Here is a 26,816-nt window from a genome sequence, read left to right on the forward strand (position 1 = left end):
GCAATATCGCTTAAGATTTGTGTTACGTCTAACATAATGTCACCTCCAATGGCTTTTTATTTCTTATTCATTACGAATATGCCTTATAGCAAATCGCTGATGTCTGCATCAACATTGCCAGAGTCGTTGACACTACCGTTAGCAATGTCGCTCAAAATCTGTGTTACGTCTAACATGATGTCACCTCCAATGGCTTTTTATTTCTTATTCATTACGAATATGCCTTATAGCAAATCGCTGATGTCTAAATCAACATTGCCAGAGTCATTGACACTGCCGTTTAGAATGTCGCTTAAAATTTGTGTTGAATCAAACATGGTGTCACCTCCCATGGCACAAGTTTTTTGTTCTCAAAAGGAACAACAGTACACTGTCCTAAGATAGAATTAATTATAAACATATACCCTATTCATGGATTCATAGGTAAGTGTTATAGCAAGTCACTGATATCCACACCAACATTTCCGGAATCGTTGACACTGCCGTTTAGAATGTCGCTTAGAATTTGCGTAATATCTTGCACTGTCTCACCTCCCTTACCTTTCTACATACAGCTATCGAATCAAATAGACAATTGGATCACTTTTTTTAATAGATTTTTTTAAAAAAATCTATAAATCGATCCATATCTACCTTTATAGGAGAACCATAATCCCTTTTATGACGGGGAAAATTGCATCTTCAAAGACTAAAAAGATAACTAACGAAGTCTTGCAAAAGAGTTTTTGTAGAGTGGGGAGAGGCATTTATTAAGACTGGGTTAGAAATATATTAAATACGTGGTAATGGTATATAGTACGAACAAAGTTCTTTGCTTTCATCGTTCGAAAGCAATTTCTTCCCTGAAAAATGGGTTAAGTTCAAGAATATACCTTTGCGCTTGCCCATATCTCAGTGACAAAAAAGCTTTACTGTTTAGGGTAATTTCAAGATGACTCTAAAAAAAACATAAGGCAAGGGGAGATGGGGAGGGGGAGACTCCTGTGGGATTAAGTTACAGGGTGAGATCCCGCAAGGCGACAGCCTGAGGAAGCTCACCGTACGCCCACGGAAAGCGGCCTCTCCCCATCTCCCCTTCTCTACTCAAACTTCTCGGAATTGAGCTTTCAAGATAACTGTCCCTTTAACTCAATAACAATGACAAATTTCATTTTTCCCAAAAGAAGTTACTTAATATCCCTTCTATCTTTAATGTCAAATGTCAGGCGCTGAGACGTGGTCTAAGTATTCTTCATGCAGAACCTTTTTCAATTTAAAATTTACTAATTATTCTGTATAGCTCAATTGATTAGCTTCACACCATTCCACTGCGATCTTTCTATATTGCTCTTCACGGAAGGTGTACCATTCTTCCTCTATCCCTAATTCATTAATACGATCCTTGAATCTTCTAAACGCTCCCCTGCCTTTAATAAGAATTAATAAATTTTCCCTTGCATCTGGATCCTGTATATTCAAACAAAATTCTTCAATCATTTCGTATTCATGAATTTCATATTTCGATGGCAGTTGTTTATATTTCATGGGATGATCAACAATATCATAGGCCAATTTTAAAACATCCTTCTCCCAATCCTGTAAACCTTCCATCGCATCCATAGGTTCTTCCTCTTCTGCTGTATGTAAATCTTCTTCAAACAAGGACACAATTCTTCCCGTATTTACATTTAGAAAAGCCAGATATTCCTCCATTTGCATATCCATTTCTTCTACAATATCTTTAATACTTACCGAAGTTGACATCTAAACACCACCTTAAAATAATTTTTCCTTCTAACCCTTGAAAATATGATTTATTCAGACTTGTCAATAACTCTGGGTTCTTGTGTTTATTCTACCCCACCTAACTTAACTGACAAAACACTATTATGGCTTTTGAATCAACTCCCTTTTTCTTTAATTACTCAATTCTCATGCATATAAACCACTTACTTCACCCATGCTAAAAAAATGATCTATCAACGGAAAGAGGTGCCACAATGGGTTGGTTATCAATTATCCCTTTCGTTGTCGTAATTATTGCGGCAATTTGGACAAAGCAAGTGGTTCCGAGCTTACTATTTGCCGTGATTGTTGCCGGATATTTAGCAGAACCTCACTGGTTAAATGGAATGCTCACTGCTATCCAGTTCATCATTCAAGGCCTTCAAGATGAAAATAATTTAAAAATCATTATCTTCTTATATGGTTTTTCAGCCATGATCGGGCTCGTCCGCATGTCAGGGGGAATTAAAGGATTTGTTAAGGCAGCTACAGAAAAAGTAGAGAATAAGCGAGGAGCATTTATATTATCATGGTTGTCTGCCGTTGGAACGTTTAGTACGCCGAGTTTTCGTATCGTAACGATCGCCCCAGTTATGAAGGCGATGCGCAGGAAAATTCCAATGTCTAAACAGGAGATCGGGTTCGTAATTGAAACAACAGCCTCACCTCTCGTAGCTGTTATACCTGTTGCAACAGCGTTCGTAGGCTACATGACCTCGGTTGTGGAGCTGTCCATTCATCAGGCGGGGACATCTGGCGACCCTTATACCCTCTTCTTACAAAGTATTCCCTTTAACTTCTTTGCCTTTTCGATGCTGCTGCTCGGATTTTATTTAAGTTTTTTTCATCGTTCGAAAAAAAAGGCAACAGATGCAGAGAAGAAAAATAATCAAGGGGACAATGCGAAAGACGATCAGCAGGATGATGACAAGTGGGAGGATTGCCATCCCGCTGTAAAAAAAGATCTTCCGGCAAATCCATGGAACCTGATTATCCCTCTCGCCAGTGTCATCATTCTTACGTTTGCCTTCATGTATGCGATTGGAGTTGAAAAGGGCAAATCTGGATTCCAGGCGCTGATTAATGACAACGTGCTCGGTGCTATGGTGTTAGCGGTTCTTTTAACATTGATTTGGTTCGTCGTGTACTTGAAATTTTCTAAAGAACCGCTTCGTAAACAAATGAAAGAGTTGATCGAGGGCGGCAATGAGATGATGGGTGTTATTTTATTGCTTGCGATGGTGTGGGGGCTGAGTAAAGGAACCGAAGCGCTAGGCTTTGCGGATACGATTTCCACTTGGTTCAATTGGATTCCACCTGGATATGTAGCTGTTGTTATTTTTGTCCTCGGCTGTGGACTTGCCTATTTCATTGGTTCAGCATGGGGAGCATGGGGGATTTTGATGCCGGTGGCGCTCTCAATCGCCGTTACCGCAGGCAGCTCACTTCCCATTGTAATTGGTGCCGTATTTGCCAGTGGAACGTTCGGTGCTTTCGCTTCTCCTTTGAGCGACGACACAAATACGACAGCTGGTATTTTGAATCTAAATACGATTGAGTACGCCAAATTTAAGCTGAAACCAGGTTTGATGGCAGCAGGTGTCGCAGCTTTAGGTTACTTAGCACTGGCAATATTTTTATGAAAAAAATCCTCACCCAAGTTGGTGAGGATTTTATTTGAGCGTTTTTACAAATTCTGGAGCGATTTTTAATCATTTATGAGCTAATCGGACGTATTGTGATCGTTATTCACAAATTGCGAGCGCTTCAAAGCTAAAATGGAGTGGTCACGAAATATCACCGATTACAGCCTGAAGGATCGCCTTTTGTACGTGCAAGCGGTTTTCAGCCTGTTGAAAGACCACAGACCGAGGGCCATCAATGACGCTTGCTGTCACTTCTTCTTCTCTATGAGCCGGCAAGCAATGCAGGAAGTGAACATCATCTTTAGCTGCACTAAGCAGCTGTTGATTGACCTGAAAGCCCTCAAAAGCTTTCATGCGTTCTTCTGCTTCTTCCTCTTGCCCCATACTAGCCCAGACATCAGTATAAAAGATATCAGCGTCTTTTACGGCCTGCATAGGATCATGCTCAACCATAACAGATCCGTTGTTTTCTACAGCTGTTTGCTTGGCTTTTGCCAAAATTTCCGAATCAGGTTCATACCCTGCTGGCGAAGCAATCACAATCTCCATGCCCATCATTGCGCCAAGAATCATGAAAGAATGGGCCACATTATTGCCATCTCCGATATAAACAGCTTTAATCCCAGCCAGTCTCCCTTTAAGCTCAAGGATAGTAAAAATGTCTGCCAGGGCCTGACAAGGATGGTATCGATCACAGAGACCATTAATAACAGGAATTGAAGCATGTTGGGCAAGCTCCTGTAATTTCTCATGTGACGTCGTTCGATACATTATGGCATCCACATACCCTGATAGCACCTTTGCTGTATCTGAAATGCTTTCACCGCGGCCAATTTGAATATCCCGCGTATTTAAATAGAGGGCATGCCCGCCCATCTGAATCATCCCTACTTCAAAGGAGACACGAGTACGAGTGGATGACTTTTCAAAGATCATACCTAATGATTTTCCAGTCAAAATATTGTTATGAGGGTTTTCCTTTAAATGTTGGGATTGAGCGAGCAAGCCGGATACATCGGACTGGGAGAAATCGAGCCAAGTGCTGACATTTCTCCCTTTCAGTGAATGTGTGTGGCTGACCATTTGATGCATTAAGTTCATCCTAATTTCACTCCTTCATTTAAACTCCCGGGCAGCGGGGCTGGAAGATATGGACTTACATGCAGCGAAGCGAGGTAAGCTTCAAACGTCTCTTTTTGACTAAAGACGGTGACACCATATTTCAAAGCTTGAATTCTTCTTTCCATAGCTTCCGTAGTTTGTTGATCGTTCACATAAATACTTGCTTGATCAGTTTGTATCCATTCTGAAAAGGGAAGCTGACTTGGTGATTCCATATGGGAATAACCCTCTTCCACAAAGCTTACATGTTCTTCGTAAAAATGAGGCAGGTGCTCGAAAACTTTGGCCAGAGCTTCCTGTACTGTTCCTCCCAGGCACATGCCTTCGCCCGTTGATTTCATGTTGGCATTAAGCTTATGATCAAGTTCTGGTAAAGCATGGGCCGAAAACAACGGATATTTTACCGCTACATGTTCAAATTCGGGAGGCTGCACCTGATTTAAGTGAGAAGAAACATCCCCTGCTAGTACGCGTGTCGCCAAATCAATCAGCGATCGGTTCGACACCTTACTCACGATCGGAACGGTTCGGCTCGCTCGTGGATTCACTTCAAGCACATAGACCGCGTCCTCTGTCAGTAGAAATTGAATGTTCATAATCCCTTTATAATCTGTATGCTGAACTATTTTGCTCGCATATTCCTTAATCGTCGCCTTCACATCTTCATCTAAAGTAGAAGGAAAAATTGCCATACTATCGCCAGAGTGAATCCCGGCGGGTTCTACATGCTCCATGATTTCCGGAATAAAGATATGCTCCCCGTCAGCGACGAGATCAACCTCTGCCTCCTGACCTGTTATAAATTCATCAAGCACAATAGGATAATGACGGGCATCTGTGCCGGCAAGTGCACCCTTCAGTTCATGTTCATTGTTAACTTTCACCATTCCCTGGCCGCCTATGACGTATGATGGGCGGCATAGAAGCGGATACGTATAGGAGCTCGCTGCGAACATGGCCTCATCAAAGGTATGGCAGACCGCTCCTGGAATGTGCGGAATATCCAGGCTTTTTAACATCGAGTAAAATTGTTCACGGTCTTCGAGCTGGGCGATCGTATCAACCGAAACACCCGCCAGAGGTATGCCTGCCTCTTCTAGTTGAGCAGCCAGGTTAATAGCAGTCTGACCGCCAAACTGTGTGTAGACCTGGTCTATTTGTTCGTGTTCTACGATGGCCTCGATGATTTCTTTAGTGATCGGTTCAAAGTATAGACGATCGGCTGTTTCGTAATCGGTACTGACGGTTTCCGGGTTATTGTTGATCATGATCGTCGACCACCCCAGTTCCTTCAATGTTTCGATAGCCTTGACAGCACTATAATCGAATTCGACACCTTGACCGATCCGAATCGGTCCTGCACCAACAATCAATGCTTTCTTGGCTGAAGGAAGGGGATCAATTTCGTTCACGCCAGAATAGGTTGCATAAACATAGTTTGTAGCCGCTTCAAATTCAGCTGCACATGTGTCGACCATCTTATAACTTGGATAAAGATGATAACCTAATCTCTTCTGGGTGATGGTTGATTCTGATGTTTGCACCAGTTTCGCAATGCTTGCATCTGTGAACCCGTAGACTTTGGCTAGCTGCAGCAACTCTTCAGACAATGTTTCCGTCGTACAGGCTTTCAATTTGTTCTCAATCTTAACAAGGTTTTGTAGAATGCTTAGGAAAAATAGGTCGATGGCTGTTTCTTTATGAATTTGTTCGATCGTCTCTCCCTGGCGCAATAAATCCAGAATTGCAAAGTAGCGTAAGTCTGTCGGCTGTGTCAGATGTGTCTTTAACTGCGTAGGATCCAGTTCGGGAATAGACTGGTCCAGTGAAGCTAAAGCCTTTTGAAAAGCACCTTCGAGCGTGCGGTCAATGGCCATCACTTCACCAGTTGCTTTCATTTTCGTTCCAAGCTTACGGTCAGCTTCTGAAAATTTGTCGAATGGCCATCTCGGAAATTTAACAACTACATAATCCAGGGCTGGTTCAAAACTCGCATATGTCGTGCCTGTAAGCGGGTTTTTTAATTCATCAAGTGTAAAGCCCAGAGCCAGTTTGGTCGCCATTTTCGCAATCGGATAGCCCGTCGCCTTCGATGCAAGGGCAGATGAACGGCTCACTCTTGGATTGACTTCAATCACATAATATTGATTGCTGTTTGGATCAAGTGCGAACTGGACGTTACAGCCCCCAACGACTTCCAGCTCGGAAATGATCGTAAAGGCAGCCGTGCGCAGCATTTGATATTCTTGATCTGTCAGTGTTTGTGATGGTGCAACAACAATGGAATCGCCTGTGTGAACGCCAACAGGATCAAAGTTCTCCATATTACATACAGAAATACATGTGCCGTTGTGATCACGCATGACTTCATATTCAACTTCTTTAAACCCGGCAATACTTTTTTCTAAAATCACCTGACCAATAGGGCTGGCCTTTAAGCCGTTGTGGATCAGTTCCTCAAGTTCCGACTCATAATCAACAATTCCGCCGCCACGACCGCCAAGGGTGTAGGCTGGTCGACTAATGACGGGATAGCCAACTTTCCGGGCAAAATCTTTTGCACCTTGCACAGTTTCGATCACTTCACTCTCGGGGACTGGCTGACTAAGTTCACTCATTAGTTCACGAAATAATTCACGGTCTTCCCCTTTTTGGATCGATGTGACACTCGTTCCTAACAGTTCTATATTATATTTCGATAATATTCCTTGTTTGTCGAGTTCAACAGCCAAATTCAGAGCTGTTTGACCGCCAAGTCCGGCCAGCAGAGCATCTGGCTGCTCTTTCTTGATGATAGCTTCGATACTGTTCACCGTAAGTGGTTCGCAATACACGGTATCGGCCATTGTCGTATCTGTCATAATGGTCGCCGGGTTATTATTAACGAGGACGACATTAAAGCCTTCCTCCTTCAGGGCAAGACAGCCTTGCGTCCCGGAGTAATCGAATTCTGCCGCCTGACCGATCAAGATCGGTCCGGACCCGATAATGAGAATCTTCTTAGACATAGGCTTTCTCCCCCTTTGTTGCCGTGATCTGTTTGAAAAAATCTTCGAATAACCAATAAGCATCCTCAGGTCCAGGGTTGGCCTCCGGATGAAATTGCGCGGATAATACAGGTAACTTGTCATGCTTCAGCCCTTCCAATGACTGATCATTTACGTGAATTAGGTAAGGGTGCAATCCTGTATCCGCCAGACTTTCTTCATCGACAACGTAATTATGGTTTTGCGAAGTAAGGAAAACACTTCCCGTCTCGAGATCCTTCACTGGATGGTTCGCACCGCGATGCCCGAAAGAAAGCTTCTTCGTTTCCCCGCCAAATGCCAACGCAATCACCTGGTGGCCGAGACAAATCCCGAGTGATGGAAAGGATTTCAGTACGTGTTTTATTTTTGATAAATATGGTGCCACATCCTTTGGATCTCCAGGGCCATTGGAAAGGACTACTCCATCCGGCTTAAGTTCATCTATAGCATGGAGTTCAGTAAAAGGAACAACTGTCACGCGAACACCTTTTTCCAAAAGATGATGTAAAATGGAATGCTTAGATCCGAAGTCAATTAAAACAATATGGTCGGCTCCGTCCCCGTGTGTCGTCAGTTTCGTACCCTTAACCTGATAAATTTGATTCGTCATTTGAGTACTCGTCGGCTTCTTTGGTGTGCTTGCCAGTGCAGCCTGGCGTGTACCTCCTGTCCGGATCGCTTTCGTTACTTCACGGGTATCTACATTGGTTAAAAAAGGGACCCCTTTATCGTGAAGGTAGTCCTTTAGTGATGTCGTGGCTTTATAGTGCGAAGCTGTCTCAGCACAGTGCAGCATCACAACACCTTTCACTTGTGGGTGCTCGCTTTCAAAATCATCTTCGTTGATTCCATAATTTCCGATGAGCGGATATGTGAAAACAACGATTTGACCCTGATAGGAAGGATCGGTGAGTACTTCCTGATAACCGGTCATGCCGGTGAAAAAGACAATTTCGCCTTCGATGGGATCCGCCCAATCTTCAGACGCTTCGCCTTGGAATTGTTGACCATCTTGTAAGGTAAGATATCCTTGTTGCATGCCTAACACCTCGCTGTATGAAATAAATTATCGGTTTGAGCTTAGTTCCTCTTCGTCTGCTGCTTTAGTTTGTTTGAGGACAGACTCTAGCTGCTGGACTGCAGTCTGTAATTCTTCATAAGAAACATTCAGGGGCGGGAGCAGACGTAGAACATGGGTCCCCGCAGGAACGGCCAGCAATCCCTGCCCCCTTAATTCTCCAATAATCGTTGGAACAGAGCCCTTCACTTCTATCCCAATCATCAATCCCTGCCCGCGCACTTCACGAACGGTGGACAAAGGAAGCAGACGAGTTTGTAATTCCTCTTGAAAATAAGCAGCCTTCTCTTTTACTTCCTGTAAAAAATGGTAGTTAAAAATGGTCTCAAGTGTTGCTTTTACAGCAGCCATAGCTAACGGATTTCCTCCAAATGTCGTCCCGTGTGATCCTGGGGTAAAGGATTCAGCTAATGGTGCTTTGCCGATCATGGCTCCGACTGGAAAGCCGCTACCCAATCCCTTGGCTGCTGTCACAATATCAGGGTCGAGTTCAGCATGCTGAAAGGCAAAGGGGGCACCAGTGCGTCCAATCCCTGTTTGTACTTCATCAATAATGAGCAGGGCTCCGAGTTTCCGGCATTTTTCCTGAACAGCTTCAAGAAAGGATGCTTTTCCTTCTACGAGCCCACCTTCTCCTTGAATGACTTCAATCATAATGGCTGCTATATCTTCACCCTGGAGATCTTTTAGAGCTTCCATTTCGTTATATGGGAGATATTCGAACGTAGGCAACATAGTTCCATAGCCTTCTTGAACCTTCTCCTGTCCAGTTGCGCTCATAGTTGCAAACGTCCGGCCATGGAAGGAATTCGTAAACGTTATAATTTTTTCCCTGCCTGTATGTTTTCTCGCCAGTTTGATTGCTGCTTCATTAGCTTCTGCTCCACTATTACAAAAGAAGACGCAGTCGAGATTAGTAACGTTTGTCAAAAACTCTGCAGCTTCTTGCTGCAGTGGTATTTGATACAAGTTCGATACATGCCATAACTTATCGAGCTGTTCCTCAACGGCTTGCTGTACTGCAGGTGGACGATGGCCTAAATTGCATACAGCTATACCTGAAACAAAATCCAAGTATTCGTTTCCTTGATCATCGACAACCGTTGTACCTTTTGCTGACTCAATCGTTAATGGAAATCGTTTATAGGTTGGAAATAAACTCATTAGACTTCTTCCTTTCGTCTCGCTCGGATCCTTGTTCCTTTCATCTGATTGTGTTCGATTAATGGATGTTCACCACTTACAATCATGACTTCCTGCAGCTGACCTGATAAAGCCTCTACCGCTGCATTCACTTTTGGGACCATACCGCCATGAATCAATCCTGTTTGGATAAGGGACTCAATGTCCTCAGGTGTGGTCTCTTCAATAACAGTCCCCTCCCGTATAATGCCAGGAACATCTGTTACAAATAATAATTTCTCTGCACTCAAGGCCTTCGCCACTGCTGCGGCAGCCACATCAGCGTTGATATTGACCGTTTGCCCTTCAGACGTTTTGCCTAGCGGGGCAATGACAGGCATGTAACCAGCATTTAGGCAACGAAGGAGCAAGTCTGTTTCTACATGTTCTATCGTTCCTACATAACCCCATTTCTCCTGGTCGATGAGCTTCGCTGTCAGCATCATCGCGTCAGAGCCTTTCAAACCAATTGCTCGTATGGATTGTTGAGCAAGATCAGCCGTTATTTGCGCGTTCACTTTTCCACTCAAAGCCATCTCCACAACTTCAAGTGTTTCTTTCGTTGTCTTTCGGAATCCCTCATAGAACTCGCTTTCTATATTCAAACGGTCCAGCATCAATGTAATCGCCGGTCCACCGCCATGGACAATGATGCAGTGGTAATGCTTACGAAGCTCTCCAAAGCTCTGGTAAAAATCTTCCGATAACTGATCCAGCATGCTTCCTCCAAGCTTTACAACCACAACAGGCTTCTGCTCAAGGTCACGTTCGATAGCTAGCGTTGATTTTGACATAATCATACGTCAAATCGCACCCCCAAGCCGTTCCAGTTCCGCTCCCTTCATAAAGCTCAATGTCTATCGTCACTTCCTCTTTACTCAAGTCCTGTTTCGCTTGCTCCTCTGAAAAAGTACATGGCGTGCCATCTCTGAATACCAGTTGGCCTTCAATAGAAATACTGCAGCTATCCGCATTAACCTTAGCCTGGCTGTAGCCAATCGCACCGACGATTCGGCCCCAGTTAGCATCCGCTCCATAGATCGCTGTCTTGACAAGGTTTGAACCGACGACGTTCTTAGCAATGATTCTCGCCTCTTCATTCGATACAGCCCCCGTAACGTTGACTTCGATTAACTTAGTAGCCCCTTCCCCATCTTTAGCAATTTGTTTGGCTAAGTCCTCACATACTTGCTGAAGAGCTTGCTGGAAGGCTGGCCATTCGGAATGCTGCGGCGTAAGCGTTTGATGATTTATACGGCCATTGGCAAGCGCAAGTACCATGTCATTGGTGGATGTTTCACCATCAACGGTGATTTGATTAAAAGATTTTTCAATCGAAACACTTAATGCTGACTGGAGATGCTGCGATGAAATGGAGGCATCTGTCGTAATAAAACCTAGCATCGTGGCCATGTTTGGATGAATCATCCCTGAACCTTTGGCCGCGCCCGCAATCGTTACCGTTTCCCCATCAATATCCACCTGGTAACACGACTTCTTTTCACAAGTATCAGTGGTTAAGATCGCTTGCTGAAAATCACTGGCTCCATTCTTTGTTGCTTGCACATGTTGAGTGCCGTACTCGATTTTATCCATTTGAAGCTGTTCACCGATGACCCCTGTTGAGGCAACGGCAATGTAGCTTTTTGAGATAGATAGTTGTTGTGATAAGAGCTCCCTCATTTTATAGGCGTTTGCTAGCCCTTGTTCACCTGTACAGGCATTAGCAATTGCACTGTTGACGACAATCGCCTGAATTTGGCCGGCCTCTTCAATACTTTCCTTTGTGATCTGAAGCGGAGGAGCTTGAAAATGACTTTGCGTATAAACAGCTGCGACGGAGGCAGGCTGGTCACTCATCAGCAATCCGAAATCTTTTTTGGCACGCCTGAGACCACTGTGTATTCCTCCTGCACTAAACCCGACAGGTGTAGAAATCGTCCCTTCTTCAACTCTCTCAATCTTGTATGCCTCCGTACTCTGCATCAAATTCTCCTCCCTTTCATTCTTATGGATAAACAGGAATATGAAGTAGCCCCGTCGTTTCTTCGATCCCTGCTGCTAGATTCATATTTTGGACAGCCTGACTCGCCGCCCCTTTCATTAAATTGTCAATGACAGATACAATCGTCACCCGTTGAGTCCGCTTATCGACCGTTACGCCAATATCGCAGTAGTTCGATGCATAAACATCCTTTGTACTCGGCAAGTGACCCGGCTTATGCACTCTTATAAACGGCTGCTCTCCGTAATAGGCTCTCAAACACTCGTGCAACTGCTCAGTTGAATGAAACCTTGTCAATTCACCATATATCGTCGTCATAATCCCCCTGGTCATCGGGATTAAGTGGGTAGAAAACGACACGGGCTCCATTGATTCCTCCCAGCTAGTAAGCTGCTGCTCTATTTCCGGAATATGTTGATGTTGATTAACCTTGTAAATCTGGACGTTCTCCTGAGTATGAGCAAAATGGGCCAAGGGATTCGGATTTTTCCCTGCCCCTGAAACACCGGTTTTGGCATCAATGACAATTCGGCTCGTGTCCAGCATCTTCTCTTTTATAAATGGTCCTAAACCGAGCAGTGCCGCTGTCGGAAAACAACCTGGATTGGCAATCAGTTCCGCAGACTGAATGGATTCCTTATTCCATTCAGGTAAACCATAGACAGCTCGCTGAAGGACCGGTTGAGGTGCTGCCTCCTTCTTATACCAATTTGTATAAACATCCCGATCCGAAATACGAAGATCTCCAGATAAGTCGATCACCCTGGCTTTTCCGCCGAGGAGATCCGGAGTGAGCTTACTGGATACTCCTGCAGGTGTGGCTAAAAAGATAACGTCAAGGTCAGCCTTCATTGCAGCTGGTTCCAATGGCTGCAGTTGATCAAGTGCTGTATTCAAATGACTGTATGATTCACTTATCCCTTCCCCCGACTGAGTGGAAGAATATAATGTGATCGATTCAATATGCGAATGAGAGGATAATAGTCGGTATAATTCAACACCGCCATATCCAGTAGCTCCAACGATTCCTGCCTTCAATCTTTTTACTCCTTTCGTATATAAATGTATAATTATTAATTATTCCGTATAATTATGCTATTATTCCTTTTTATCTGGTAATTGTCAATAGGTTGGGAAGAAGTTTCTGAATTTTTCTTACCGGACTTGGGGATCTTAATCGGGGAAATGCCCTCAACGAACAGATTTGTGCAATAAATCTTAATTTCATGCAATGATGCTTTCGGTTCGAGCAATTGTCTCTGAACCTCCAGACAATTCCTTTTCAACATGAAAAAAAGGCCAGCATTATGCTGACCTTTTTGCGAAAGTTATAGTCCAAAGTTCTGGAAGATATTATTTTCAGGTAACTTGTAAACCTCCCGTCCCATTAAATGGTTAATAATCACTTTATTTCGATGAACAGAGAGCCCTAGATTCGTTGAGCCGACACCATGTGTATGGGAAATGCCGCTGTGGACATAAATTTCATTGCTGGACTCCTCAGCTTTCTGCAGCCGATAATCGTGCTCAACTTTATAGCGTCCCTCTTCATCCCACTCGAGGAAATCACCAAGGTGATGGACGAAATCCGGCACGTTCGGTTTATACCCGGTTGCAGTAATTACTACCTCACTTTCATGAGTGAATTCTTCCTTCTTTTGCGTATGATAACAGGTGATTTCGTATCCTTTGCTTGATGATTTCGGTGTAATATCCTTCACTTCACTAAGTACTTGAAGGCCGACATTAAGTTCATCCCCGCCTATAGAATATTCATATAAAAGATTATAAATATCATTAATGGTGTGATTGCTGATTCCTTTATAATACAAGCCCTGGTTAGCAAAAATCTCGTCTTTTTGCTTCTGTGGTAATTGGTAAAAATAGTTCACATAGTCGGGTGAAAAATGCTCAAGACTCAGCTTGGACTCTTCCATAGAAGCGAACCCTGGTGAGCGGGTGATCCAGTCGATACGGTAGCCGTAATCTTTCTGTTCTTTTAAGAGTTCGCGAAACGTTTCAGCGGCGCTCTGTCCTGAGCCGACGACAGTGATCGACTTAGCGTTTCCGCAACGCTCTTGATTAGGGAGGAAATCTGCGGTGTGGAACACGTCTGCGGCAGGTAGATTCCTCAACGATTTCGGCATAACAGGAACAGTCCCCGTACCCATAACGAGGTGCCGTGTCTTAAATTCGCTCGTCTGGTTGGTGACAAGATTAAGGACTTCGACTTGAAAGTATTCCTCGTTATCCTGGATATGACGCACGCCGGTTACACGTTGACCAAATTGACAGCTTGGAAGTCTTTTTGAGACCCATTGGCAGTATTCGTTATATTCACGGCGCGGTATGTCGAGTCGTTGTAAAAAATAAAATTGATACATGCGGTCGTTTTGGCTAATGTAGTTGAGAAAGCTATGTTTGTTGGTTGGATCGGCCATCGTGACTAGGTCTGCGAGGAAAGGCACCTGCATTTTCGTACCTTCAATGAGCATGCCCGGATGCCAGTCAAAGTGATCGTTCTGTTCGAAGAAAACACTAGTAATATCTTCTATTTCGTCGAGAAGTGCAGCCAGGCTTAGGTTAAAGGGGCCCACTCCTACCCCGATGAGATCATACATTTTGTCTTGTTGTTCCATTTTCACTACTCCTTTTTCTGAAAAAATTCCATTTCAGAACACTACTACCATGGTACCATAATGGCAGGAAAACGGTAACATGGGGGAAGGGGGCTTACCGGGTAATATCCTTCGTCAGTATAGAGACTATCCTTACTAGGTTTACAATTTCATACATCTTTATGCACAAGTCATTGTTTAAGGAAACATCAGGAATACCGTAGCTCTTTCCCCATCACTAGTAATAGTGGAACTTCAGGTATGACAACTGCATGTTCTTTCACCACTTGCCATCCACTCTGTCTATACAATTCAATCGCCGGGACATTATCTATAGAGGTCGTAAGTATGGAGGTGGTATGGTTGACAGTCTGCAATAATTCATCATGCAACAGTCGGCCAATACCTTTTTTTCTTCTGGCAGGTTCAACAGCTAATTCCACAAACTCAAAACAATCAGTAAGCCATTGATGAATTTCTTTATCAGTCAACTGTGCTGCTATCTTTTCATGATAATATTGCCCGGGGAATGACGTATAACCATATGCAAATTCCAGGACATCCCCACTTTCGCCCACATATTTCACACCGGAAAAACCTTTATATGTAACATGTTTTGTTATCATTTCTAAGACTTGTTCTGGTTTTGTGTCTTCAAATGAATTGCTGTAAATGTCAATCATATCATTTACACCCTCACCTATTTCACCCCAAAATTTTACTTCCATATTCACACCTCTCCTTATTAAAATTCATGGACTACCACCCTATGTGGGTAGAAAAGGCGCATGTTCAAACAGTTTTCCAATGTATGATTGATCAATGAACTGAAAAGGGGTTTCAGGGGAAGTATGGACGGTAAAAGTGATAAAGCAACACCATGTCGTACTGGCAGAGGTTGAATTTTTTCAATCTGATCAGTAATTAATGCAGTGTGTGAATGAATAGGCTGGACCAGCTTATTTTAAGGAAGTTCGCAAAAGGGTTTGTACAATTTAACTATCTATAGAGGGGCAGAAAATCCACAACCACCTTTTCGAAAAATTGGGTTAAGCTGGATGATCTGGTTCGGTGTAAGTGGTCACTCCATTTGCTGTTCTTTCATCTTCATTATTCCCGATATGAGCAACAATACAGCTCCTGCACCTACTAGCACAGAATCAATATCAACAAAAGGCAAGTTTACATCTGCTATCCAAAAGCAGGCGCCCACAATGAACAACACCCATCCTGCTAAGGAGACCTTCTTTTGCATCACACATACTCCTTCCCTGTCCTTTTAGATTATTCTAACATTTTTGAAACCAACTTCCTCATTATTCGTATAGTTAAGACAATGATTTTCAGAAAAGGTAGGCTTCTTACTCAATTATATGCTGCAGAGAGGAAAGGTTGATTGACATGGAGCATCAGTTTTATATGAACTTTTCAGATCAAATGCTTCTAGGTTTGGCATGGCTGGCAGTCGCGGCAATAAATATCGTGTTAATCTGCTTCGATATTTATTTGGCAGAGACTCTACTTTTTGTCTTTATCCTCCATATTATTACATCCGGAATTAGTATTTATTTAGCCATATCCTTTATGAACATTCACAAATTATCGTACGTTAGAATCGACGAAGACAAACTACTTATTCGCCCTGGCATTTATCCTTACGAGAAAGAAATTCCTTTGGTTTCTCTAAATAAATAAGTCGAAAAAGAGGGTTACCTCCACATTTATTATGGAGATGGAAGAAGTGCTAAAATTCATCGTCATCAATTAAGTCATCATGATTTCGTGCAACTCAGAGAAAAGCTGTCTTAGTTAAGGAGGTTTCTATGGAAAATTCAATCACACTGTCACCTGTTCAAAAGAGACAAGTCTATTTACCGTATCTTCTGTTAGCAGATGAGACAGAGGAGATTATTAATGAGTATATCGACGAAGGGGAAATGTACGCAATTGAGTATGAGAAACAAACGATAGGAGTCTGCCTGTTTATTTTCCCCACCCCACACACTGTTGAAGTGAAAAACTTTGCTATTGCCACTGAGAAGCAAGGGCAAGGGTTCGGAAAACGGGTGATGAACAATGCTTTCCAACTGTATAAAGAAAAAGGGTTCCACAACATGGTTGTCGGCACGTCTAATTCAAGTCTTGCCAATCTCGCTTTCTATCAAAAAGCAGGTTTTCGGATGGATGGAATCATCAAGGATTTCTTCACCCGCTATCCTGAGCCGATATACGAGAACGGTATTCAGGCGCTTGACACGGTTCGATTCAGTAAAAGACTTACCTGAATGAGAGAATCGAGAATCAATCTAGAAAAGGAAAGCTTGATCCATTAAGTTATAATTTTCTACTGGTGGTGCACAGATGAAATTCATTGCTAAATTGATTAGCCAATACCTTTTAGGAGTTATTGGGATCATTTTAATCAGTTCTATCCCCGCACTTTTTCATAAAAGATATAATTTTGACCCTCTTTCTTATTTTCAAAATGCAGGGGAGGTTGTCTCCAAGAATTTCACCCCATCAGAATGGTCCTTTATTTCCCACCTCAGGTCATCCAATATTTGTATGACCTGAGGTGGGATTAATTGATTATTCATCCAGAAACTTATCTAGTTCACTTTTTACAGTTGTGGCTTCTGAGCCAATAACAATTTGTATATTTTGCTTATCGACTTTTACTACACCATGGGCACCAGTTTGTTTGATTCGCTTTTCATCAACTATATCTGTGTCCTTCAATTCCAGCCGCAGACGTGTCATACAATGGTCATTCGTTATGACGTTTTCTTTTCCACCAATAGACTGAAGGATCTTCTTGGCCATGTATTCATGATTGGAGTGGGACAATTCTAGATCCTGTTCCTTACTAGAAGCAACTTCATCAAATTCGAGGTCGTGTTCTCTTCCGATTAATGGGATGTCCTTCTTGACGATAATGGTATAGAAAGTGAAGTAATATAGTGCAGAGAATACCAAACCTATTGGTATAATCCACAACCCTCCATCTGATAGATTGATATTCAAGAAATAGTCAATTGCTCCCGCTCCCCAGGAGAACCCATGCCTGATGTGAAGCAGGTAAAGAACAGCCCCTGCTAAACCAGTGTAAATGGAATGCAGGAAATATAATAACGGGGAGGTAAAAAGAAATGTGAATTCAATAGGCTCGGTAATCCCCGTTACAACAGACGTCGCTGCACCTGATGACATCAATGATTTCGTCTCCTGTTTCCTTTTTCTTGCAGCCTTCGTAATGGCTAGCGCGATGGCAGGAATCCCGAACATCATGGTAATGAAAAATCCGCCAATAAAGTACCCTGCAGTTGGGTCGCCACTGAGAAATCGTGTAATTTCACCAGTTACGACCTCACCGGAAGCAGTTTCATATTCACCTAAACCAAAGTAAACATACGTATTAATCACATGATGCAAGCCAAATGGCAGTAAAAATCGATTTAAGAATCCAAATATAAATACTCCCAGGGCTCCAAGGCCCATTAATGTTTGACTGAAGGCATCAATTCCAGCTTGAGCATAAGGCCAAATCAAGGCCATAACTCCAGCTACCGGAATCATCGTGAAAATAATCATCGTAATCGGGAACTTTTCACCACTGAAAAAGGCAAACATACTAGGAAGCTTTGTATCTTTAAATTTATTATAAATATAAGCTGCTATTAAACCCGCTAGGACCCCGCCAAAAACGCTCATATTCAGCTCAGGGTCCATAATCTTGAGCCCTTCTTCTAAAACGATAATAGCCAGGAAGCCTGTAAGTGCCGGTATCCCCTTATCCTTTGCCTTTGCTAGGCCCATAGCAATACCAATGGCAATTAGTGCATCCATTTGCGCTAAAATAACCCCAGAAGCCTGAAACAGAGGAATATCAAGCATATCCTCAGCTGTAATCCGCAGCAGCAACCCAGCAATAGGCAAAGCAACAATGGGAATTAATAACGATTTTCCAAACTTTTGCAAAAAGCTTTTCATTTTTCGTTCCTCCTCATATGATCGGCTTTAAAAGTCCCTTAAACGTGGTCAATTGAATATCTGACCGCCCCTGAATCAAGCCCACAATTCCTGGATCTGTTAAAAACTCCACTTCATCCACCCTTGGATAGGTGAAGGAAGACGTCGAGAGCAGCGGTTTATCTAAATAAGCTGGATGGGACATGACTTCGACTGTATCATGTTCCCTAAATAACTCATTAAGGGCCTGCTCATCTTTTAAAGCGCTTTCAATTAAATAAGCAAAAAAATCTGTTGTTTTCACTTCTTTCTGCTCCATATTATTACGAACAGGCAAGCTGTACTCCTTGGCTAGCTGCAAAAAAACTTGAGGAATGTCACCAAATGAATTGATATGATGATGACTATCTAAATGAGTTGGTTGTAAACCATAGGAGAGGAATTTTTCAATTTGCGCCTTCCATTCGAAATACACTTCATCATAATCAATCGTAAAAGCCCCCTTGTAAAAGGCTAGCTTTCTGAAGTCCCCTTTTGAATCAACAATCGTTCGATGATTAGCCAATAAAGGTCTCCCACAAGTTAAAACAAGGTGCACTCCTACTCCAAGGCCTGGGTTTTGCTTGGCCAGGTCAGCCGCGTGGTCTGCCCCTGGCATGTTTGACATAAAAGTTGTCGAAGTTAGCACACCATACTGATAAGAATCAATGATTCCGTAATTCACCCCTCTTGAATAGCCAAAATCATCTGCATTAATAATAAGCTTTTTCATGATATCCCCTTCTCTTTTCTAATTATTACTATCAGATGTTGTCTGAAAAAATGATTCCGTATTTTTCTTAATATCCGGCCAGTATTTTTCATTGGCAGCGATCAAATCATCGACAATCTCCTTAGCCTTAGAAACATTGACTACTGTGCGGTTTAATGTAAGTGCCTGAACAAGCTTTTGATAACTTCTTTCAAAATAGGCGTCAACAACTAGCTGTTCATAAGCTAACTGACCTTCAATAAGCCCCTTATAAAAAATAGGAATCTCACCAACAGAAAATGGCTTAGGTCCCTGGCTTGTCAAAAGAGCTGGTACTTCAACCATGGCCTCCACTGGCAAATTAGGAATAACACCATTGTTTTCCACCATAACTATGAATCGTTTATTTAAATTATAGGCCAGAGATTCAGCTGCCCTAACCATAAAGACACCATGAATATCAACATCTAAATCTTCTCCTTCGGCTGTCTCTTTCATGATGATACGATTACATAAATCATGAACGTGCTTCTGGCGCCCTTCTATGACTTGTCGTGCCCGCGTGCGGCTGGGGTTCTCTTTTTCAACCATGGCTTCAGGGTATAAGTAATATTGCAAGTACGTATTAGGTAGAAATTCCGGAAAATCAATCAGCATTTGGCGTGCCTGTTCAAATGTCTTCTGCCAGGAGGTATCATTAGCAATTGCTTCATCCTCTGGGGTAAAACCTGTTTCAATAATAAGCCTCTTTAAACGTTCTGTGTGATCATTGCCTTCTTTGTCATAAATTTTCGTGAACCAGCCAAAGTGATTTAACCCGAAGTATTCCGGTACAATATCCCATACATTGAGACCAAGAATTTTAGCATAACTGATCATAATAGCAATTGGCATATCACAAATATTGAGAATGCGCTGATCTTTTGGAAACTCCCTGTTAAGTGCTTCCGCTACGATTGCGGCTGGATTTGTATAATTTAATATCCAGGAATCGGGTGAGTAAGCACGGACGTCATTTACAAGTTCAATCATATCTCCAATTGAACGCAGCCCATAAGCCATTCCTCCAGGGCCACATGTTTCCTGTCCTACAACGCCATGTTTTAAGGAAATCTGTTCATCCCGCTCTCGCATGGCTAAACCACCCGTACGGATTTGCACAAATACAAAATCAGCCTGTTTAAAAGCTGTCTCTTTGTCCGTTGTGTAGGAGAAAGACTCCAATTCTGGATAGCGTTCTTTAAATAAAATTTCAGTTGCTCTTGCGTTTCGTTCCTGACGTTGTTCATCAATATCGTAGAATATGACATCTTTTAAGGGGAAACGTTCTTTTTCTTCGATTAAGCTCATCATCATCCCCATTGTATAAGTGCTTCCACTGCCGACTACAACTAAGCGCTGTCTTTTCATAATAGTGCTCCTTTCCATTCAGCTCTTACATTATTTATATCACCATTATAATACTAATTCAATACCAATTATGCATTATATTTGTATTAATTTCATTTTAATATATGAACAAAAACTATTTTACAATATAGAAGGATGAAAATAATTTCGGATTCGTTTATAGTTGTATTGATGATTAATACAACTATAAACACATAACCATGGTGGTGACGTAAATGAATACAAATACGCCGTTATATAAGCAAGTAGCAAGCAAAATCAAAAGAGAAATCATTACCGCAAAGCTTAATAAAGATGAAGCTATTCCCTCGGAGAAAAAACTAGCTGAAAAATATCAGGTCAGCAGAGTAACCATTCGTCAATCCATTCAACAGCTAGTGAATGAAGACATACTTTATAAGGTTCGCGGAAGCGGTACATATGTAAAAAACCAGAAAATCGAACACGATATATACAGGTTGCAAAGCTTTACTGAAGAAATGACCCATTTAAATCAAACACCAACTAACCAAGTGCTTGATTTTCACATGCAAGAACCTAGTGATCAGGTAAGAGAAACTTTACAACTTAACCAAGGGGAAAAGGTCTTTTTTATTCGGAGACTGCGTTGTGTGGATGACGAACCGATGATTTTGGAGGAAACATACATGCCAGTCTCCCTATTTCCAGATTTGTCAGTAGAAGTGATGACTCGTTCTAAATACGAATACGTGGAAAACAAAGGCTATATCATTAAAGAACGTCAAGGAGAGATTCTACCGCTATCCCCAAATGAAGAATTGAAGAGAATTCTCCTATTAGAAGGTGAAGCATCAATTCTAACCATGAATTTATGGGCATATTTGGATGATGATACAATTTTTGAATATACCCGTCTCTATTTCAGAAGTGAGAAGTATACATTTAAATTTACATCTAAACGGTTTTGATATAATAAGGAGCTGGGCAAATCAATTGCCCAGCTCCTTATTGGTTCAATCAATTGTAACTAAAAAAGAAGCCCAATGGACTTCTTCTTTTCACTTTCAACTATTCCTTTACAACTTCTACTTCCCAGTTTTCATTCACATAAAGCCCAAGAACCTTGACTTCCAGTCCCCAGTTTTTAATTTTCTCCACAGACTTTTCAATCTGCCCAAACAATTCATCTTTTGGAATCGGGTTCCCTGCACAGCCATAATGCCCTACAATCGCTACTACCTCTGAGCCATGGGCTTCATAAGAAACTTGAACCCTGGACTGTATGGATTCAACCTCTCGCTCTGTTCCTTCTAACAGCACTTTGTTCGGACCAGCCTCAGTAATCATATCTATGTACTCAACTGAAAACTGTTCTTTCATCCACTCAAATACCGGCTGTTGAACTCTCCCATCCATGCAGTTAATGGCTGTCGCAAATTTTGAATCAGACATAACTTTTAGCCTCCTGTAATAGTCATTTTATAGCTTTATATAATGTAACGATACTTCTATCATACCAATTCATTGACTTTATGTCGCCTCTCTGGAACTATCACTTTCCCCTGAATAAAAAAATTAATCTGAAATTCGCTCCCTTATTATATCTTGTACATTCTTTAGCCATTTCAGATGAAAGTTTAACATTCCGTAGTAATGACTGTGAATGGCAGCTGCCAATTCAGAACCTGAAGGCGGATTGTCGTCTAATACACGTTCAAGATTCACGATCCATGAAGTAATAAGCTCCGATACTTTGTCTAAGTTTACGTAATCAACAAATAGCAGCGCCGGATAGAGCGACCGCCCATCCATTTTCTGAGTTTCAAAAACCTCATAAATCAAGTTGATCAAATGGTTATGCCCTTCTGATGTAATTGAATAGATTGTACGATTAGGCCGCTTCTCCACCTTTTCTGTTTTTATGGACTGAATATAATTCTTTTTTTTAAGACTTTCTATGGAATAATATAGATTTCCATCTGTCATGTCGAAAAATTGGTCCCACTTGTTCTCTTTTATCATTTTTTTGATTTCATAAGGATGCTGATCGTTCGATTTTAACAACCCTAGGATGACGATTTGTATTGACATAGCTGTCTCCCTTTCTCGATAAACTGATTACTTTGCACAGAGTATATAAGAGTATATAATGTAAATAAACTGACAGGAGTGATTCCATGCAATTAGCTAATAAAGTCGCAATTATAACAGGTGGTGCAGGAGGTATAGGAAAAGGTATTGCCAAAGCCTTGCTGAAAGAAGGCGCTAACGTAGTCATTGTAGATATTAATAAGGATGCTGGTGAATCTACAATGAAGGAGTTGAAACGATTTGGCAAAGTCCACTTCATTTTAAAAGATATTTCTATCGCTGAACATGCAACAGAAATTGTTCGGGAAACCATCGATACGTTCGGCAAGCTCGATATTCTCATCAATAACGCCCATGCTTCCAGGCAAAAACCATTTACAAATACATTGCGCGATGATTTTGATTTATCCTTTAACACTGGATTTTACCCTACTGTGAATTTAATGCAAGCAAGTTATGAACAATTGAAAGAAAACCGAGGTTTTGTCATTAACTTCGCTTCAGGAGCAGGGATATCCGGCCAGCCAAATCAAGCCTCTTATGCAGCTGCCAAAGAAGCAATTCGAGGTTTAACGCGTACGGTGGCAAACGAATGGGCTAGAGACCAAATTAATGTGAACTTAATTTCGCCGATCGCCTATACTGCCGGTGTAGAGGGATGGAGACAGCAACACCCTGAACAGTATCAATCCATGATAGCTGGAATTCCACTAGGGAGGTTGGGGGACCCAGAGCAGGACATCGGAAAAGTCGCTGTCTTTCTAAGCAGTGATAATAGCTCATATATTACGGGTCAAACGATCATGGTGGATGGAGGCACAGTTAAATTAACATAAGTAAAAAGATGCACCCTTGTAAGAGAAGGGTGCATCTTCTATAAATAACCAGTCATATGTTTATTGAGCTGAAAAACCACCATCAATGACTAGCTCAGCACCTGTAACATAGGCCGCGTTGTCGGATGCCAAATATAAAACAGCCTGTGCTACGTCCTCCGCCGTACCAAATCTTTGTAACGGAGTAGCACGAACAAGTCTATTAACAGTCTCACCAGCTTCCTTTAACCCATCCGTCATTGGCGTTTGAATAACTCCAGGGAACACCGCATTTACCCGTACACCATATGGACCGTATTGAGTAGCTGCTGCTTTTGAAATAGCACGTACCGCCCCTTTTGATGCCGAATAGTTATTCAGCCCCATTCCAATTTGAGCTGTATAACTTGAAATATTGACGATTGAACCTGACTTCTGTTCCATCATATAAGGGATAACATGCTTCATACCGGCAAATGGACCGAAACTGTTAATTCGCATCATCGTATCCCAATCCTCAATAGTAATATCTTGAACCGTTTTTTCGCTTGAAATTCCTGCGTTGTTAATAAGGATATCAATTCTTCCATAGGTGTCGATCACTTGTTTAGTAAGGCTGATCCAATTATTCTCAGATGAAACATCAAGATACTGACCTTCCACACCTTCTAAGTTGTCAACTTCTTGTAAACGATCTCTGTTGATATCAGCAGCAATCACTAAAGCTCCCTCTTCGCTGAATAATTCAACCATACGACGCCCCATGCCAGAAGCACCGCCAGTTATAATAGCCACTTTATTATCAAATTTCCCCATCATGGTTTCCTCCCTTAAAGGATATATAACTATCCTATCACTTTATATACTTTGTGCAAAGTATATGGATTGGGTATATATTTAACTGCTGATAGGACAAATTTAAAACGCGGGCATGAGGTGTATAGACTCATGCCCGCGTTTTTGATAGTTATAAAAAACATTATTTTTTCTTCTTTATTCCGATCACTCGGCCGGCTTCTTTCGGCTTTGTTTCAACTGAGAACTTGTCTGCCAATGATTGCAGCTTTGAAAAAACCTCATCCGGAAACGGGCCAGGCCGGCCAGATTCCTGGTCCATGCCCATTAGCATTTGTTCGCTAGTAGCCGCCCGTTTACCTTCCTTTCCATATAACTCGAGAAAAAGGTGGACGCGCTTCGCGTCATAGTCAAGTACGGTTGCATGGACTTCCAATGACTCTTCAAAATTCATTTCTGCTAAGTAACAGACGTGATTTTCAAGGGTGAACATGGTGTACCGTTCTTTTTCACGAAAAGCATCAGTTACACCCATTTCCCTCATGAAACCATCAACCGCCCAGCTGAATGCCCGGACGTAATCAGCATCATTCATATGACCGTTGTAATCAATCCACTCTTTTCTTACATGATCTTTTAAAACGACTAACGGAGTCATATCTTCCGCTCCTTTATAATCTGCCATTCAAATTAGCGGCCGGCCAGTATTTTTCCAACAGCTCTTGCAGCTCGATTAAAAATTGGTCACGGCGTTTTTCAAGCTCTGCCATATCGCTTCCCTCTGTTTGGGCTTCACAACCAGTGATTACCTTTTCCGCCAGCTCGTCCGTAAGCTCTGGTGCTTCAAGTTTCGTCCACGGCAGCTTCAAGGCTGGTCCGAATTGGTGAAGCAAATGTCTCATTCCTTGTTTGCCTCCACCCATATGCAAAGTCAGAAATGGTCCCATTAAAGCCCAACGCAACCCTGGGCCATACACAATTGAAGCATCAACTTCTTCTGTCGTAGCAACCCCATCATTTACGATATGCAGCGCTTCTCTCCAGATCGCTTCCATCAATCTGTCTGCAACATGACCTTCGACTTCTTTTTGCACAATTAGTGGCTTCATATTAAGCGTTTCATAAAATTCACGTGCTTTTTCTATGAATGCCTGGTCTGTTTTCTCGCCGCCAACAACTTCCACAAGCGGAACTAGATAAACGGGGTTAAAGGGGTGAGCGACCATGACGCGCTCGGGATGTGCTGTGCAATCCTTTTGCAGAACACTAGGAACAATCCCGGATGTGCTTGAGGCAATGATTGCCTCTGCTTTAGCGTATCCATCGATTTCAGCAATGACCTGCCGTTTCAATTCTTCCCGTTCTGGCACATTCTCCTGGATAAAGTCGGCTTCAGCCACCGCTGTCTTCAGATCCTTTTCAAAAGAAAGGTTATCCAGTGAAGCGCCTTGGCTAAGTCCGTATTTTTCCATGGCTGGCCAGGCATTCTTCACCGCCGCATACATGTTGGACTCTGCTTCTGGTGCAGGGTCTGTAGCCGTTACTTTGTACCCGTTCGCCAGAAAGCGAGTAATCCATCCATTGCCAATCACTCCGGTTCCGACTACAGTAATGTGTTTTACCATTGTTGTTTGCTGTTCCATATTATTGTTCCTTTCCATGCGGGTTTCGCAGATTCAGCGTCTCTCGTGCTTCTGCCGGAGTCATAATGTCAGAACCCAGGCTTTGTGTTATGCCGACAGCTTTATCGACCAGTTGTTCATTCGATGCCAGTACACCTTTTTTCAAATAAATATTATCCTCCAGGCCTACACGGATGTTACCGCCTTGTAGAACGGACTGTGCTACAACGGGCATTTGCATTCTACCGATACCAAAGGCTGCCCAGCGCCCATTTTCTGGAATGCGGCTCTTCATATATGCAATGGTCTCTGCATCCGCAGCAGCTCCCCATGGTATTCCCAGGCAAAATTGGAATAGTGGGTCTCCGTCAATCAGCCCTTCTTTCACTAATTGGTTAGCAAAACGAATATGACCTGTGTCAAAACACTCAAGTTCCGCCCGCACACCGCTTTGCTGGATGAGGCTGGCCTGTTTCCTCAGCCAGTCTGTTGGACTGATGTACACTTGATTCCCGAAGTTAACACTTCCACAATCCAATGTACAGATTTCAGGAAGCAGTTCGCCAACCGGTTCATGACGTTCCTCAGGTGTTTGCATATCTGTGCCTGCTCCGCCTCTCGTTGGATCTTCGTCACTCGGGACCCAGTCACCGCCGCCACCGGCAGTTATATTTAAAATGACATCCGTGTCAGCTTCACGGACGCGCTCAACGACTTCCCTGAATAAATTCACATCATGACTCAATTGTCCTGTCTCTGGATCACGAACATGAATGTGTGCAATGGTGGCACCTGCCTTCGCAGCTTTAATGGAAGCATCTGCGATTTCCTTAGGTGTTACAGGAACAGCAGGGTTTTTAGAAACAGTATCGCCAGCACCAGTCACAGCGCAAGATAAAATAACTTTCTTCTGCATAGTATTTCCTCCTAGCATTTTCTCATTTTTATAGTTTGGTCT

At 42.5% G+C, this 26,816-nt stretch carries 25 protein-coding genes; 5 read left to right on the top strand and 20 right to left on the bottom strand.

The window, feature by feature from the left end; all coding sequences use genetic code 11:
• Positions 1-1,266: 1,266 nt before the first annotated feature.
• Complete coding sequence (locus B5354_RS11135; protein WP_079528791.1) at positions 1,267-1,743, bottom strand: UPF0158 family protein; 477 nt, start codon at positions 1,741-1,743, stop codon at positions 1,267-1,269.
• Between the two features lie 236 nt (positions 1,744-1,979).
• Between B5354_RS11135 and B5354_RS11140 the strand changes: the two genes are divergently transcribed.
• The gene (locus B5354_RS11140; protein ID WP_079528793.1) at positions 1,980-3,407 is read left to right on the top strand and encodes a Na+/H+ antiporter NhaC family protein; all 1,428 of its coding nucleotides are present in this window, start codon (positions 1,980-1,982) and stop codon (positions 3,405-3,407) included.
• 144 nt (positions 3,408-3,551) lie between these two features.
• Here B5354_RS11140 and argF read toward each other — a convergent pair whose 3' ends face one another.
• From argF to B5354_RS20500, 10 genes are all read right to left on the bottom strand, one after another.
• Complete coding sequence (gene argF, locus B5354_RS11145; RefSeq protein ID WP_425432116.1) at positions 3,552-4,511, bottom strand: ornithine carbamoyltransferase; 960 nt, start codon at positions 4,509-4,511, stop codon at positions 3,552-3,554.
• Positions 4,508-7,540, bottom strand: coding sequence for a carbamoyl-phosphate synthase (glutamine-hydrolyzing) large subunit (locus tag B5354_RS11150; RefSeq protein ID WP_079528796.1), 3,033 nt, complete (start codon positions 7,538-7,540; stop codon positions 4,508-4,510). Before B5354_RS11150 ends, argF begins: the two co-directional genes overlap by 4 nt.
• Positions 7,533-8,600 carry a carbamoyl phosphate synthase small subunit gene (locus tag B5354_RS11155; protein ID WP_079528799.1) on the bottom strand — a complete coding sequence of 356 codons (1,068 nt, stop codon included), beginning with the start codon at positions 8,598-8,600 and terminating at the stop codon, positions 7,533-7,535. Before B5354_RS11155 ends, B5354_RS11150 begins: the two co-directional genes overlap by 8 nt.
• A 27-nt stretch (positions 8,601-8,627) precedes the next feature.
• Positions 8,628-9,803, bottom strand: a complete 1,176-nt coding sequence (locus B5354_RS11160) for an acetylornithine transaminase (RefSeq protein ID WP_079528802.1) — start codon at positions 9,801-9,803, stop codon at positions 8,628-8,630.
• On the bottom strand, positions 9,803-10,621 hold the full coding sequence (argB, locus tag B5354_RS11165) for an acetylglutamate kinase (RefSeq protein WP_079528804.1): 819 nt from the start codon (positions 10,619-10,621) through the stop codon (positions 9,803-9,805). Before argB ends, B5354_RS11160 begins: the two co-directional genes overlap by 1 nt.
• Positions 10,584-11,807: a bifunctional ornithine acetyltransferase/N-acetylglutamate synthase gene (gene argJ, locus B5354_RS11170; RefSeq protein ID WP_079528807.1), complete on the bottom strand. Its 1,224-nt coding sequence runs from the start codon at positions 11,805-11,807 to the stop codon at positions 10,584-10,586. The genes argB and argJ overlap by 38 nt, the downstream gene beginning before the upstream one ends.
• Positions 11,808-11,829: 22 nt before the next feature.
• Positions 11,830-12,864, bottom strand: coding sequence for an N-acetyl-gamma-glutamyl-phosphate reductase (gene argC / locus B5354_RS11175; RefSeq protein ID WP_079528810.1), 1,035 nt, complete (start codon positions 12,862-12,864; stop codon positions 11,830-11,832).
• Between the two features lie 290 nt (positions 12,865-13,154).
• Positions 13,155-14,465: a lysine N(6)-hydroxylase/L-ornithine N(5)-oxygenase family protein gene (locus B5354_RS11180; protein ID WP_079528813.1), complete on the bottom strand. Its 1,311-nt coding sequence runs from the start codon at positions 14,463-14,465 to the stop codon at positions 13,155-13,157.
• Between the two features lie 188 nt (positions 14,466-14,653).
• Positions 14,654-15,172, bottom strand: coding sequence for a GNAT family N-acetyltransferase (locus B5354_RS11185; protein WP_079528816.1), 519 nt, complete (start codon positions 15,170-15,172; stop codon positions 14,654-14,656).
• A gap of 353 nt (positions 15,173-15,525) precedes the next feature.
• Positions 15,526-15,699 carry a hypothetical protein gene (locus tag B5354_RS20500; RefSeq protein WP_176142465.1) on the bottom strand — a complete coding sequence of 58 codons (174 nt, stop codon included), beginning with the start codon at positions 15,697-15,699 and terminating at the stop codon, positions 15,526-15,528.
• A gap of 146 nt (positions 15,700-15,845) precedes the next feature.
• Here B5354_RS20500 and B5354_RS11190 point away from each other — a divergent pair, with 146 nt between their 5' ends.
• Together B5354_RS11190 and B5354_RS11195 are read left to right on the top strand one after the other, a co-directional pair.
• Complete coding sequence (locus B5354_RS11190) at positions 15,846-16,139, top strand: hypothetical protein (protein WP_139377108.1); 294 nt, start codon at positions 15,846-15,848, stop codon at positions 16,137-16,139.
• Positions 16,140-16,267: 128 nt separating this feature from the next.
• A complete protein-coding gene (locus tag B5354_RS11195) occupies positions 16,268-16,729 on the top strand; it encodes a GNAT family N-acetyltransferase (protein ID WP_079528821.1) in 462 nt (153 codons plus the stop codon).
• Between the two features lie 304 nt (positions 16,730-17,033).
• Here B5354_RS11195 and B5354_RS11200 read toward each other — a convergent pair whose 3' ends face one another.
• Genes B5354_RS11200 through B5354_RS11210 form a run of 3 tightly spaced genes read right to left on the bottom strand, consistent with a single transcriptional unit; the run spans position 17,034 to position 20,574 of the window.
• A complete protein-coding gene (locus B5354_RS11200; protein WP_079528823.1) occupies positions 17,034-18,434 on the bottom strand; it encodes a PTS transporter subunit EIIC in 1,401 nt (466 codons plus the stop codon).
• A gap of 13 nt (positions 18,435-18,447) precedes the next feature.
• Complete coding sequence (gene chbG, locus B5354_RS11205; RefSeq protein WP_079528828.1) at positions 18,448-19,185, bottom strand: chitin disaccharide deacetylase; 738 nt, start codon at positions 19,183-19,185, stop codon at positions 18,448-18,450.
• 18 nt (positions 19,186-19,203) lie between these two features.
• Entirely contained in the window at positions 19,204-20,574 is a 1,371-nt protein-coding gene (locus B5354_RS11210; protein WP_079528829.1) for a 6-phospho-alpha-glucosidase, read from the bottom strand.
• Between the two features lie 215 nt (positions 20,575-20,789).
• Between B5354_RS11210 and B5354_RS11215 the strand changes: the two genes are divergently transcribed.
• Positions 20,790-21,503: a GntR family transcriptional regulator gene (locus tag B5354_RS11215; protein WP_079528831.1), complete on the top strand. Its 714-nt coding sequence runs from the start codon at positions 20,790-20,792 to the stop codon at positions 21,501-21,503.
• Between the two features lie 100 nt (positions 21,504-21,603).
• On the opposite strand, the gene B5354_RS11220 is transcribed toward B5354_RS11215, so the two are convergent.
• Together B5354_RS11220 and B5354_RS11225 are read right to left on the bottom strand one after the other, a co-directional pair.
• Positions 21,604-21,987 carry a carbonic anhydrase gene (locus B5354_RS11220; protein ID WP_079528832.1) on the bottom strand — a complete coding sequence of 128 codons (384 nt, stop codon included), beginning with the start codon at positions 21,985-21,987 and terminating at the stop codon, positions 21,604-21,606.
• 123 nt (positions 21,988-22,110) lie between these two features.
• On the bottom strand, positions 22,111-22,626 hold the full coding sequence (locus B5354_RS11225) for a PadR family transcriptional regulator (protein WP_079528834.1): 516 nt from the start codon (positions 22,624-22,626) through the stop codon (positions 22,111-22,113).
• 86 nt (positions 22,627-22,712) lie between these two features.
• On the opposite strand from B5354_RS11225, the gene B5354_RS11230 reads away from it, so the two are divergent.
• Positions 22,713-23,462, top strand: a complete 750-nt coding sequence (locus tag B5354_RS11230; RefSeq protein ID WP_079528835.1) for an SDR family NAD(P)-dependent oxidoreductase — start codon at positions 22,713-22,715, stop codon at positions 23,460-23,462.
• A gap of 60 nt (positions 23,463-23,522) precedes the next feature.
• Here B5354_RS11230 and B5354_RS11235 read toward each other — a convergent pair whose 3' ends face one another.
• The 4 genes from B5354_RS11235 to B5354_RS11250 all read right to left on the bottom strand — a co-directional run bounded on the left by B5354_RS11235 (position 23,523) and on the right by B5354_RS11250 (position 26,774).
• Positions 23,523-24,257 (bottom strand): SDR family NAD(P)-dependent oxidoreductase, encoded by a 735-nt coding sequence (locus B5354_RS11235; protein WP_079528837.1) that lies wholly within the window; start codon positions 24,255-24,257, stop codon positions 23,523-23,525.
• A 163-nt stretch (positions 24,258-24,420) separates the two neighbouring features.
• A complete protein-coding gene (locus tag B5354_RS11240; protein WP_079529154.1) occupies positions 24,421-24,894 on the bottom strand; it encodes a thioesterase family protein in 474 nt (157 codons plus the stop codon).
• A 13-nt stretch (positions 24,895-24,907) separates the two neighbouring features.
• Positions 24,908-25,879, bottom strand: a complete 972-nt coding sequence (locus B5354_RS11245; RefSeq protein ID WP_079528838.1) for a 3-hydroxyacyl-CoA dehydrogenase NAD-binding domain-containing protein — start codon at positions 25,877-25,879, stop codon at positions 24,908-24,910.
• A gap of 1 nt (position 25,880) precedes the next feature.
• Positions 25,881-26,774, bottom strand: a complete 894-nt coding sequence (locus B5354_RS11250) for a beta-keto acid cleavage family enzyme (RefSeq protein WP_079528840.1) — start codon at positions 26,772-26,774, stop codon at positions 25,881-25,883.
• Positions 26,775-26,816 lie beyond the last annotated feature (42 nt).

Origin of the sequence: Halobacillus hunanensis (assembly GCF_900166655.1) — a bacterium.
GTDB classification, from domain to species: domain Bacteria; phylum Bacillota; class Bacilli; order Bacillales; family Halobacillaceae; genus Halobacillus_A; species Halobacillus_A hunanensis.